The sequence below is a fragment of the Flavobacterium pectinovorum genome (assembly GCF_900142715.1).
GTDB lineage: Bacteria > Bacteroidota > Bacteroidia > Flavobacteriales > Flavobacteriaceae > Flavobacterium > Flavobacterium pectinovorum.
The window spans coordinates 668,175-680,605 of the sequence record NZ_FRBX01000004.1 but is presented as its reverse complement, the minus strand read 5'-3'; the positions used below and the strand labels follow the sequence as shown (position 1 = coordinate 680,605).

The 12,431-nt window shown below is 31.0% G+C and carries 11 protein-coding genes; 10 read left to right on the top strand and 1 reads right to left on the bottom strand.

What is annotated here, in order from left to right; translation table 11 throughout:
- Positions 1-983 precede the first annotated feature (983 nt).
- The 10 genes from thrS to BUE22_RS16785 all read left to right on the top strand — a co-directional run bounded on the left by thrS (position 984) and on the right by BUE22_RS16785 (position 11,023).
- Positions 984-2,930 (top strand): threonine--tRNA ligase, encoded by a 1,947-nt coding sequence (thrS, locus tag BUE22_RS16835; protein WP_042567370.1) that lies wholly within the window; start codon positions 984-986, stop codon positions 2,928-2,930.
- Between the two features lie 22 nt (positions 2,931-2,952).
- Positions 2,953-3,504 carry a translation initiation factor IF-3 gene (infC, locus tag BUE22_RS16830; RefSeq protein ID WP_072974136.1) on the top strand — a complete coding sequence of 184 codons (552 nt, stop codon included), beginning with the start codon at positions 2,953-2,955 and terminating at the stop codon, positions 3,502-3,504.
- Positions 3,505-3,596: 92 nt separating this feature from the next.
- Complete coding sequence (rpmI, locus tag BUE22_RS16825; RefSeq protein WP_007810722.1) at positions 3,597-3,794, top strand: 50S ribosomal protein L35; 198 nt, start codon at positions 3,597-3,599, stop codon at positions 3,792-3,794.
- A 101-nt stretch (positions 3,795-3,895) separates the two neighbouring features.
- Positions 3,896-4,240 carry a 50S ribosomal protein L20 gene (gene rplT / locus BUE22_RS16820; RefSeq protein WP_017498429.1) on the top strand — a complete coding sequence of 115 codons (345 nt, stop codon included), beginning with the start codon at positions 3,896-3,898 and terminating at the stop codon, positions 4,238-4,240.
- Between the two features lie 126 nt (positions 4,241-4,366).
- Complete coding sequence (locus tag BUE22_RS16815; RefSeq protein ID WP_073396675.1) at positions 4,367-4,939, top strand: Crp/Fnr family transcriptional regulator; 573 nt, start codon at positions 4,367-4,369, stop codon at positions 4,937-4,939.
- A gap of 74 nt (positions 4,940-5,013) precedes the next feature.
- The gene (locus tag BUE22_RS16810) at positions 5,014-5,448 is read left to right on the top strand and encodes a carboxymuconolactone decarboxylase family protein (RefSeq protein ID WP_073396673.1); all 435 of its coding nucleotides are present in this window, start codon (positions 5,014-5,016) and stop codon (positions 5,446-5,448) included.
- Between the two features lie 169 nt (positions 5,449-5,617).
- On the top strand, positions 5,618-7,342 hold the full coding sequence (locus BUE22_RS16805) for a tetratricopeptide repeat-containing sensor histidine kinase (RefSeq protein WP_073396670.1): 1,725 nt from the start codon (positions 5,618-5,620) through the stop codon (positions 7,340-7,342).
- Positions 7,343-7,344: 2 nt separating this feature from the next.
- A complete protein-coding gene (locus tag BUE22_RS16800) occupies positions 7,345-9,120 on the top strand; it encodes a tetratricopeptide repeat-containing sensor histidine kinase (protein ID WP_084540274.1) in 1,776 nt (591 codons plus the stop codon).
- 9 nt (positions 9,121-9,129) lie between these two features.
- Entirely contained in the window at positions 9,130-9,798 is a 669-nt protein-coding gene (locus BUE22_RS16795; protein ID WP_073396667.1) for a DNA-binding transcriptional response regulator, read from the top strand.
- Between the two features lie 421 nt (positions 9,799-10,219).
- Positions 10,220-11,023 (top strand): endonuclease/exonuclease/phosphatase family protein, encoded by an 804-nt coding sequence (locus tag BUE22_RS16785; protein ID WP_073396661.1) that lies wholly within the window; start codon positions 10,220-10,222, stop codon positions 11,021-11,023.
- On the opposite strand, the gene BUE22_RS16780 is transcribed toward BUE22_RS16785, so the two are convergent.
- Positions 11,024-12,283: an asparagine synthetase B gene (locus tag BUE22_RS16780; protein WP_073396658.1), complete on the bottom strand. Its 1,260-nt coding sequence runs from the start codon at positions 12,281-12,283 to the stop codon at positions 11,024-11,026.
- Positions 12,284-12,431 lie beyond the last annotated feature (148 nt).

The window sequence follows — 12,431 nt, the reverse complement described above, 5'->3', positions numbered from 1 at the left end:
TCAAAACGGCTGTCAATTCAATATGTCTACGAACGTGTTTCAATTTTGTTTCGCTTGTGTTTCAAAGCGGGTGCAAAAGTAGAAAACTTATTTCTAACTGGCAAATGTTTTTTGAAGTTTTTTTAAAGAAAATTTTAATCTCCTTTTTCACTTCTTATTTACCAATCTGTCAATGAACTTTCCGTGTTTTGCGGGGTGCAAATGTAACTTCTGTTTTTAAATCTCACAAGCTTTTTTGAATCTTTTTTTGAAAAAATTTTTCTTTCCAAAATCCGTATGCTTGTCAGTATTTCTTAGAACGTCTATCGCTGTTGCGGGTGCAAAAATAGCACCTTTATTTACATTTACAAGCCTTTTTTTTATATAATTTTAATCTTTTACAAAAGTTTTTCTTAACACTCTGATAACTCAAAACTTACGATTTGATATTTTTTGTCGTTTCTAGGAATTTTCTGTAGTGTTTGTGTTTATCTCAATTCTTTTGTTTCATGAACTACCGTTTTTATGGACTTTACATACTAATACATTCTTTTCTGAGAACTCTACAAACATTTGCTTTCTGCTTCTTTTCCGGGATTTTCATCCTTTTGAATGCCTTTTTTGGCTTTTTGCAACAAAGGCATTAAGACACAAAGTCTTTTTTCCCTGTTTACTCCTTATATAAACAACACTTCTCCTGAAAACAACTCCCCTAGCCCCGATGGGAGGGAAAATCCTTTTGTGGTGGGGTTCACCACAAAAGATTGGAAGGAACAGCGGGAACAGCTCCTCATTAATATTAATTTCAATAAAAAAACTCCGACTTCGCTCTGACAAAATCACACTTATATATTACAGTATAATTTTCACCTTATATATACGTAGAGAAAAGCATTAGATTATGGGTAATATTTATTCCTTACATATATATAGTATAAACATGCATATATATATTGTATGTATTTTAGTAATGCGTTATATTTGCATTCACAAAATTATAAACAATGATTAAGATTACTTTACCCGACGGGTCAATTAGAGAGTTTGCTTCTGGCGTAACTCCGATGGAGGTTGCTAAAAGCATTAGTGAAGGATTTGCAAGAAACGTGATTTCAGCATCCTTTAATGGTACAACAATTGAAACCGAAACTCCATTGACGACCGACGGTAGTCTTATTTTATATACCTGGAATGATGCGGAAGGCAAAAAAGCTTTCTGGCATTCAACTTCCCACGTAATGGCTCAAGCCTTAGAGGAATTGTATCCTGGAATTAAATTAACTCTTGGACCTGCAATTTCTAATGGGTTTTATTATGATGTTGATTTTGAAGATCAAAAAATTGTAGAAGCTGACTTTAAAAAAATCGAAGATCGTGTTCTTGAGATTTCAAGAGAAAAACACGAATTCAAAATGCGTCCGGTTAGTAAGGCCGACGCTTTAGCAATGTACAAGGATAACGTTTATAAGACTGAATTGATTTCGAATCTTGAAGACGGAACTATCACTTTTTGTGATCATGCTACTTTTACTGATTTATGTCGCGGTGGACATATTCCGAATACCGGAATTATTAAAGCCTTTAAAATCATGAGCGTTGCCGGTGCTTACTGGAGAGGTGACGAGAAAAACAAACAGTTAACTCGTGTTTACGGAACTTCTTTTCCTAAACAAAAGGATCTAACTGAATATCTTGAACTTCTTGAAGAAGCAAAACGTCGTGATCACCGTAAATTAGGTAAGGAACTTGAATTGTTTGCTTTTTCTCAAAAAGTTGGACAAGGTTTACCTTTATGGCTACCTAAAGGTGCTGCGCTTAGAGATCGTTTAGAACAGTTTTTAAAGAAAGCTCAAAAGAAAGCCGGATACGAGCAAGTAGTTACTCCACATATTGGTCAGAAAGAACTTTATGTAACTTCTGGTCACTATGCTAAATATGGTGCTGATAGTTTTCAACCTATAAATACTCCTGCTGAAGGCGAAGAATTTTTATTGAAACCTATGAACTGTCCTCATCACTGTGAAATCTATAATGTAAGACCTTGGTCATATAAAGATTTACCTAAGCGTTATGCCGAATTTGGTACTGTATATAGATATGAGCAATCTGGTGAATTGCACGGTTTAACTCGTGTAAGAGGATTTACTCAGGATGATGCACATATTTTTTGTACTCCGGAGCAATTAGATGAAGAGTTCAAAAAAGTTATCGATCTTGTACTTTATGTATTCGGTTCGTTAGGTTTTGAAAACTTTACTGCTCAAATTTCATTAAGAGATCAGGAAAACAGAGAGAAATACATTGGCTCTGATGAAAATTGGGAGAAAGCAGAAAATGCAATTATCAACGCTGCGGCTGACAAAGGACTGAATACTGTAGTAGAATATGGCGAGGCTGCTTTTTATGGCCCGAAGCTTGACTTTATGGTAAAAGATGCTTTGGGAAGACAATGGCAATTAGGAACTATTCAGGTTGATTATAACTTGCCTGAGCGTTTTGAATTAACCTATAAAGGTGCTGATAATGAATTACATCGTCCAGTTATGATCCATAGAGCTCCTTTTGGTTCTATGGAACGATTTATCGCAATTTTACTAGAACATACTGCAGGAAATTTCCCACTTTGGCTTATGCCAGAACAGGCTATAATCTTGTCTTTGAGTGAGAAATACGAAATTTATGCTAAAAAAGTTTTAGATTTGCTAGAAAATCACGAAATTCGCGCCCTAATTGACAACCGAAACGAGACAATTGGCAAGAAAATTAGAGATGCAGAAATGCAAAAAATACCATTTATGCTGATTGTTGGTGAGGAAGAAGAGAAAAACGGAACTATTTCAATTCGTCGTCACGGTCAAGAAGGAAAAGGGAATATTACAGTTACAATTGATGAATTTGTCGCTATTGTAAACGAAGAAATAAAAAAGACATTAAAAGTTTTTACAGTTTAACTTAAATTATAAAGTCATAGCAATAAGAAGCAACAGAGGTTATCAACCTCGAGTAGAAAAAAAAGATGCACACAGAATAAATAATAATATTCGTGGTGTACAAGAAGTAAGACTAGTAGGCGAGAACATCGAACCAGGTGTATTTAAGCTTGCAGAAGCTTTACGTTTAGCAGATCAATTCGAATTGGATTTGGTTGAAATTTCGCCAAACGCTGAGCCGCCGGTTTGTAAAATCATGGATTACAAGAAATTTGTTTACGAACAAAAGAAACGTGATAAGGTATTAAAAGCTAAATCTACGCAAGTTGTAGTAAAAGAAATTCGTTTTGGTCCTCAGACTGATGAGCATGATTATGAATTTAAAAGAAAAAATGCTGAGAAGTTCCTTAAAGAAGGTGCTAAATTAAAAGCATTCGTTTTCTTTAAAGGACGTTCGATTATCTATAAAGATCAAGGACAGATTTTATTACTACGTTTGGCTACAGATTTAGAAGAACACGGTAAGGTTGAAGCTATGCCGGTTTTAGAAGGTAAGAGAATGATTATGTTCATTGCTCCGAAAAAGAAAAAGTAATCAGTTTGCAGTTTCAGTATTCAGTCTTGAATTTGAAACTGCTAATCTGAAATAAAATAAGTAAGTAAGAATAAATTAAAACACTAGGAAAAATGCCTAAAATGAAAACAAAATCTAGCGCCAAGAAACGTTTTAAAGTTACTGGTTCTGGAAAAATTAAAAGAAAGCATGCTTTTAAAAGTCACATCTTGACTAAAAAATCTAAAAAACGTAAATTAGCTTTGACTCACTCAGCGCTAGTTCACTCTACAGATATGAAAAGCATCAAACAACAATTAAGAATTATCTAATAATTCTTTAGGTTAAAAAATTATTTATATAACCTTGGAGTATGGCTTTTAAGTTCCTTTGATTTAATTCAGGACGCCTGCTACAAAAACACATTAAAATTATGCCAAGATCGGTAAATTCAGTTGCTAAAAGAGCAAGAAGAAAAAAAATAATGAAGCAAGCCAAAGGTTTCTTTGGTAGACGTAAAAACGTTTGGACAGTTGCTAAGAACGCGGTAGAGAAAGCGATGAGCTATGCTTACCGTGACAGAAAACAGAATAAAAGAAATTTCCGTGCTTTATGGATTCAACGTATTAACGCAGGAGCTAGATTAGAAGGAATGTCTTATTCTCAATTCATGGGGAAAGTTAAAGCTAACGGAATCGAATTGAACCGTAAAGTTCTTGCAGATTTAGCTATGAATCACCCAGAAGCTTTCAAAGCAATACTTAATAAAGTAAAATAAACGTTTTATAAACTCAATTTAGATTACTTACTTATCATAAAAAAACCATCCTATACGGGATGGTTTTTTGTTTTTATGATGTTGCAGAGATTCATTGTTAAGTAAATTTGCATAAAAAAAAATTACATGCATACTTCGCTTTTACAACATATTCAAAAGCATATTAATCTGGAACCTTCAGAAATTGACATTTTAGAATCTGCTTTAAGTATTTCTAAAATAAAGAAGAAAGAGCTTGTTTTACAAGAAGGTCAGGTTTGCAACACTATATATTTCATCATAAAAGGCTGCATGAGACAATATATAATTAATTCTAAAGGCGCAGAACAAACTCTTCAATTTGGTATCGAAAATTGGTGGATAACCGATTATTTAAGCTATCACAATCATATCCCTTCCCATTTTTACATTCAGGCAGTAGAAAACTCAATAGTCGTTGCCATTGAGAAAACAACGTTGGAAGCAATTCTAATTGAAATTCCAAAACTGGAAAGGTATTTCCGAATTGTATCTCAAAAATCATTTGGAGCTGCACAAATGCGAATTAAATTTTTATTTACCATGTCGGCAGAAGAAAGGTATCATCATTTCAATAATCTGCATCCGGAATTTGTGCAACGTGTTCCTCAGTATATGATTGCCTCCTACCTCGATTTTTCAGCAGAATTTATGAGCAAAATAAGAGCTGGCAAAGTCTAACTTTTCTTGAAGTAGTTCAAGTTTTTTAAATAAGAGATGCCTGACCTTTGTATCAAACTTTAAAAAATAATAAAATGAAGCCAAGAATCGTTGTTCCAATAGTTGCGCCTGAAGCTTATGAAGCTTTAATGAACTTAGAAAAATACAATGCAAAAACATCAGTAACTACAACACACAAAGAGCTAATAAAAATTCGCGCATCACAAATTAATGGTTGTGCTTTTTGTATTAACATGCATACCGCAGATGCAAGAAAGTATGGTGAAACAGAAAAACGTATTTACCTGCTAAGTTCATGGCGTGAAGCTGATGTATATACTGAAGAGGAAAAAGCAATTTTGGCATTGACAGAACAAATTACAATGATTAGTAATCACGTATCTGATGAAGTTTATCAAAATGCCGCAAACCTATTTGATGAAAAATATCTTGCAGAAATTATTGTTATTATCATTACAATTAATTCATGGAACAGATTAGCAATAGCAACGGGATCGAGAGCTGCATAATTTTATAAAGATTAATTTTACAACATTCAGATCAACTGCAAGCCTTCCTGTGTGAAGGCTTGTTTGTATATGCCTCTAAATGAGAATCTCAATTTCTTAATTTTCAAATTTTTTCAAAAACAGGTATTTATACGTATTCTCAACACTTAGAATTATATATTTTTGGCGCATGATACCACAAAGAATACAATTCTATCTATATATTTTGTTTGCCTTAATTGTCATTATTTTCTCTTGTCAAAAAAATAGTAATGAAAACAATGAATCAAAAGAATCAAAAAAACAAATCGATAGCTTAATTAACAAAGCAGATCAATTTGATAAAGAAGAAAAGTTCAACAATGCATTTCATTACTATAACCAAACAAAACTAAATGCTAATCAAAAAACTGACATAGAAAAAATTGCATTTTCGCTTTTAAAGATGTCTGAAATACAACAAAATAATGGCGACTATATTGGCAGTGAAACAACTGCAACAGAAGCAATTCCATATATAATCAAAGCAAACAACCTAGATTATACATGGACTATATATCGTATACTTGGAATCAATTATTTTTTTACTTATGATTTTGAAAATTCAATTCTTTATTATCAAAAGGCTTATCAATTAAACACTGACAAAAAGCGAAAAATAGCAATGAAAAACAATATTGCTTTGGTATATCGCGAACAAAAAAAATACAAACCAGCTATTCAAATATTCAAAACTATCCTTAATGAGGAAGAAATTAGAAATAACCCTACATTATTTTCCAAAGCTCTTGACAATCTGGGATATTGCTACACTCTTGATAGTAATCCTATCGCAATAGATTTCCTGAATCAGGCACTACAAATTAGATTAAAGCAAAAAGATGCTTTAGGTTTAGGAATGAGTTATAAGCATTTGTCACAATTTTACAAAAATAGTAATCCAGAACTATATAAGAAATATGCAAAATTAGCTTATGAAAAATACACGAAAGCAAATTGTATAGACGATCGATTAAAATCATTAGAATTAATAATCAAATACAGTAATGGTGCCGAGTTGAAGAAAAATTCAATCACATACATTGAATTGGTTGATAGTATTTCTATAGTAAGACAAAAAGCAAAAAATGAGTTTGCGAGAATTAAATATGATTCCAAAAAAGAAAAAGATGAAAATTTAGAATTAAAAGCCAATAAAACAGAAAACGAATTACAATTAGAGAGGCAAAAAAATCGAAATATTGTTTCATACATCATTATTGCATTTAGTTTGTTTTTAATTTTAATACTTTATTTTTACATGACTGCCAGAGCAACAAAAGATAAAATTGAAGCAACATATCAAAGTGAGACACATATTTCGAAGAAATTACACGATGAATTAGCCAACGATATTTATCACACTATGGCTTTTGCAGAAAATAAAAATCTCTCGGTTACAGAAAATAAAGAGCAATTATTAAATCATTTAGATGCTATTTATTTAAGGACAAGAGATATTTCTAAAGAGAATAGTCCTGTCATAACAGACGAAAACTACGTTTTTTATTTAAAAGAAATGATCTCCGGATTTGACACTACCCATACAAATCTTCTTATTAATGGTTTGGATTTTATTTCCTGGAATGATATTGAAAGAAATAAAAAAATAACTGTTTACAGAGTTTTGCAAGAATTACTTGTGAACATGAAAAAACATAGCAATGCAACACTGGTTGGCATTACATTTAAAACTGTAGATAAAAATATATTTATCAATTATATAGATAATGGAAAAGGTGCAAACATTGATGACATTACTTTTAAAAACGGATTACACAATGTTGAACAAAGGGTTTTAAATATTAAAGGACAAATTGATATTGATTCTGCTCCTCAAAAAGGTTTTAAAGTTTTTCTAAAATTTACAATATAACAATGAAAAAACTTTATATTTTTTTTCAGAGGAAAAGGGTTTTAAAAAATCTCCTCGCAATACTTACATTATTTCTAATAGTAATAGGTGTTTTCTATTTATTAAAACCTGTAAAAAATGAAAAACTGACAAATAGAAAAACTAACAAAAAAGAGATCAGAAAAATTCTTGCCAAAGCTGATTTCTTTTTTGAAAATTATAAAGAAGACATCTCCTATTATTATTATAATAAGGCACAATTACTTTGCGATACAAAAGTTGACTACATTGATTATGTATATGCTATAACTTGTATGGCTAGTATTGAGTCAGGACAAGGAGATTTTATAACCAGTGAATTATTACTCACCAAAACCCTTCCGTATTTAAAAATAATAAAAAAACCAAGGTTTGCAGCAAATGTATATGAACAATTTGCTGATAATTATTACTATACATACGATTATAGCAATGCTCTTTTCTATCAAAGAAAAGCCTTGCATTTAAAAACCAGTACTTATAGAAAGATAGTGGTTTTGAATAGTATGTGTTTAAATTTTATTAAGCAAAAAAAGTACAAACTATCCGAAAAAATATTACTCTCTCTATTAAGAATTAAGCCTGAGTACACAGAGATCAAAGAATTAAATGAAACTGAATACGCCAGAATTTTAGACAACTTAGGCATATGTTACATCGAACAAGGAAAACCCGAATCGTTGCGATGTTTTCAAAAAAGTCTTGCTATTAATCTGGAATTCAAGAATTATAACGCACTAACTTACAACTACAAGCATCTTTCAGAGTACTATCAAAAAACAGATCCTGTAATAGCAAAATATTATGGCCAAAAAGCATATGATCTCGCAAAACAACTAAAAAACACAAAAAACAAAATTCAAAGCCTGGATTTGATAATCAGAAGCAGTGAAGGAAATGATTTGAAAAAATATACTCAACTTTTTATCTCGCTTGTTGATAGTGCAAATGAGGCCAAACTAAAAGCAAAAAATCAGTTTGCAAGAATAAAATATGATTCAAAGCAAGATAGATTTGAAAACTTACAGCTTAAAGATCAAAAAGCAAAGAATGAATTGCAGTTAGAAAGACAAAAAAAACGAAATCTAGTTTCTTATATCATAATATTATGTACAACAGGATTAAGTTTATTACTTTATTTTTATTTGACTTTAAAGGGGCGAAAAGAAAAAAATAATGAAATCTTAAAAAGTGAAATGCGAATTTCTAAAAAACTACATGATGAATTAGCTAATGATGTTTATGAAACCCTTTCTTTTGCACAAAGAAAAGATCTGGAGCATCTGGAAAATAAAGAACATTTTATAAATAATCTAGACATTCTGTATTCAAAAACGAGAAAAATTTCTAAAGAAAACAGTTCAATAGCAACAAACGAATTCTATCAAATTGCTTTAAAAGAAATGATTTCTGAATTCCAAACTACAGATGTAAACATTTTATTGAATGGATTAGATTCTGTTTTCTGGAATCAAATTGATAAAAATAAAAAGATTACACTTTACCGGGTTTTACAGGAGTTGTTCCTGAACATGAAAAAGCACAGTAATGCAACCTTAGTAAGTACAATTTTTAAAGTAACCAAAAATAATTTATCCGTAATATATACAGATAACGGTGTAGGAATAAGTGACAACGCATTAATTTTTAAAAATGGCCTCCAAAATGTGGAAAGCCGTATAAAAACTATAAATGGAACCATTACTTTTGACAAAAATTCTAAAAAAGGTTTTAGATTAAGTTTCTCGTTCCCTTTATAAACAATCAATATGTACAAAAAAGTTTTAGTTGCCGAAGATCTAGATAGTATTAGCATAGCTGTTATTCAAGTACTTGAAGAACTTAAAGTTCCTATAATTGATCATGTAAAATATTGCGATGATGGGATTTTGAAAATTAAAAAAGCCTTAAATGATAATGAACCATACGATTTATTAATTACTGATTTGTCTTTTAAAACAGATCATCGTAAAGTAAACTTAACCTCTGGAGAGGATTTAGTAGAGGCTATTAATGCAGTGCAGCCTAAACTTAAAAAAATTGTATTCTCGATTGAAGATAAATCATACCGAATAAAATCACTTTTTAATGATTTTAAAATTAATGCATATGTTTCAAAAGGCAGAAATAGCATAAACGAATTAAAAAAAGCAATAGAAAGAACATTTCAAAACGAAGAAAAAATTCTTTCATCGGATTTATCTTTTAGCTTTAATGATAAAACTTTGATCGAAATAGAAAGTTATGACATTTCTATTTTAAAATTATTAGCTCAGGGCCTTACCTTAGAAAATATTTCCAGTGAATTTAAAGCTAATTCAATAGCTCCAAATGGAACGAGTAGTCTGGAAAAAAGAATTAATAAATTAAAAATTTACTTTAAGGCCAACAATAATGTTCATTTAATTGCAATTGCAAAAGACTTTGGTCTTGTTTAATTATATGGTTTTACGGTTTCCCGTAAGGAAATTGTCATTTATAGGTTTAAGTTTGCTTAAAACCCCTTAACCTACAAAATGAAATCACATTCAGATATCGATTCAGATGAGATTCAATACCGGAAATTTATTTCCAAATTTTATACAACAAAAAATAAAATTATAATGAAAACAATGTTACTCTGTCTATTTCTTTCTATAAGCTTTGCTTTAGTGTCAGAAAAAACAGGATGGTTAGAAATTAACTGGAAAATGATCTTCATACCAGCACTTTTAGTTTTACAAATAATTATTATATCAACTGCTTTAAAGAATAGATATAAAAAACATTAGCTGCTGAATTAAAGTATCAAAAAAATTAAAAATACCAGATTGATCCTTAAATCTGGAAATGGTTTATATTTGATATTTTAAACATTTCATGAAAAACAGTCTAAGTCTCTTAATTTTATTCTTTACACTTCATTCATTTTCACAGGTAAAAATTCTCTCTTGGAATTTAGAAAACTTTGGAAAATCAAAAACAGATTCTGAGTTAAACATTATAGCGAATACGATTCGCAACTACGATATTATAGCAATTCAGGAAGTTGTAGCAGGTTATGGTGGCGCCCAGGCAGTAGCAAAACTAGCAGAAATTCTGAATGAAAAAGGAATAAAATGGGACTACAGCGTTAGCAATCCTACAAGTGGTGACAGCTACAAAAAAGAAAGATATGCTTATATCTGGAAAACATCAAAAGCAAAACTTCAAGGCAATACCTGGCTGGAAAAAAAATATAATTTAGAAATTGACCGCGAACCTTATTTTGCCACTTTTATAATCGACAAAAAAACACTTACTTTAGTTAATTTTCATGCTATTACCAAAAAGAAACAGCCTGAAAAAGAAATCAAGTATTTTAAATTTTTACCGCAACAATATCCAAACCTAAAATTAGTCTTTATTGGGGATTTTAATTGTCCGGAATCACATACCGTTTTTAATCCATTGAAAAAAATGGGGTTCTCTCCTATTTTAGAAAAACAAAAGACAACATTAAAACAAGAATGCAAAGATAATATCTGTCTGGCATCTGAGTTTGACAATATTTTTTATAAGAAAAATAATTTAAAATATATTAACTCTGGGATAATTCCATTTTATAAAACGTTTGATTCCTTGCAAGAAGCCCGAAAAATATCAGATCATATTCCGATTTGGTTTGAATTTTCCTTAAACTAATTACGTTTTCAACTTTTTCTTTCTGGCTGCAGGAAATAATACATTATTAAGTATTAATCTGTAACCTGGCGAATTAGGGTGTAAATCTAATACCGTTGGCGGATCACCAACCTGATGTTGAAAATCTTCGGGATCATGGCCTCCAAAAAAAGTAAACATTCCTTTTCCTTTTTCCCCATGAATGTATCTTGCTTCTCCATTTAATTCGCAGGTACCCATTACTAAAACATTTGATTTTACTAAAGCAGAATCAAAAGAAGTAGTTTGCCCCATAAATCCTTTAACTAATTGTGTATGATTTTGGCATAACATACTCGGGATCGGATCCCATTTTGCTGAAAATTCCATCAAAGAAAAATAATCTTTTTCCATTGGAATTCTGCGTTTTAAAGTCATATCAATATCTGAAAACTCATATTGCTCGGGACGTCTCTCTAATGTGAAATTTTTAAAAGCAAACGAATTTCCAAAATTCAATTTCGATTGATAATTTGGTTCGCTTGCATCCCCGTCAAACATTGCCTCGCAAATATCTACACCATCAGCAGCTAGCGCAATATCAAAACTGTCTGTTGCAGAACACATTGCAAACATGAATCCACCCCCAATAACAAAATCTCTTATTTTTTTTGCCACTGCTCCTTTTTCCTGAGATACTTTTGAATATCCCAATTTTGCCGCTAAAGCCTCTGCATCCTTTTTTTGATCAATATACCAAGGTGTGTTTTTATAGGCAGCATAAAACTTTCCATATTGTCCGCTGAAATCTTCATGATGCAGGTGCAACCAATCATATAATAATAATTGATCACTTAAAACTTCCTCATCATAAATTGGTGTAAACGGTATTTCGGCGTATGTTAAAACCAATGTCACCGCATCATCCCAGGGTTGTTTGCCCTTTGGTGTATAAACAGCGATTTTTGGTGCTTTTTCAAGAATCACAGATTCCATATTTTGAGAAGGACTGGAAATTTCATTTAAAATCGAAGCTTCTTCACTATCTGAAAGCACTTCAAAGCTTACTCCACGAATTTGACATTCTTTTCGGATTTCTTCAACATCAGGAAGCAAAAAAGAGCCGCCTCTATAATTTAGCAACCAGCTGGCTTTGTAATCTTTACTTAAGCACCAGTATGTAATTCCATATGCTTTAAGATGATTTTGCTGTGTTGTTTCATCCATTGGAAGTAGAAGAAATGAAGCTTTAACAGTCAAAGAAAAAAGAAATATAAATATGTAAGCTAAACTTTTATGCATTATAAATTATTTTAGTAAAGATATAAAGGAAGAATTAAAAAACACAATAGGTTAGGGTAATTTACTAAACTAAGCAACTATGAAGTTAAAATAATTTTGAAATTAAAAATTTATAATGCAAAATCAGGTATAAACACCTATTATGAAA

Coding starts and splice junctions, on each gene's coding strand:
- thrS (WP_042567370.1), top strand. CDS start 984: ATGATTAAGATTACTTTACCCGACGGGTCAATTAGAGAGTTTGCTTCT.
- BUE22_RS16800 (WP_084540274.1), top strand. CDS start 7,345: ATGAAAAAACTTTATATTTTTTTTCAGAGGAAAAGGGTTTTAAAAAAT.
- BUE22_RS16795 (WP_073396667.1), top strand. CDS start 9,130: ATGTACAAAAAAGTTTTAGTTGCCGAAGATCTAGATAGTATTAGCATA.
- BUE22_RS16810 (WP_073396673.1), top strand. CDS start 5,014: ATGAAGCCAAGAATCGTTGTTCCAATAGTTGCGCCTGAAGCTTATGAA.
- rpmI (WP_007810722.1), top strand. CDS start 3,597: ATGCCTAAAATGAAAACAAAATCTAGCGCCAAGAAACGTTTTAAAGTT.
- BUE22_RS16815 (WP_073396675.1), top strand. CDS start 4,367: ATGCATACTTCGCTTTTACAACATATTCAAAAGCATATTAATCTGGAA.
- BUE22_RS16780 (WP_073396658.1), bottom strand. CDS start 12,283: ATGCATAAAAGTTTAGCTTACATATTTATATTTCTTTTTTCTTTGACT.
- rplT (WP_017498429.1), top strand. CDS start 3,896: ATGCCAAGATCGGTAAATTCAGTTGCTAAAAGAGCAAGAAGAAAAAAA.
- BUE22_RS16785 (WP_073396661.1), top strand. CDS start 10,220: ATGAAAAACAGTCTAAGTCTCTTAATTTTATTCTTTACACTTCATTCA.
- BUE22_RS16805 (WP_073396670.1), top strand. CDS start 5,618: ATGATACCACAAAGAATACAATTCTATCTATATATTTTGTTTGCCTTA.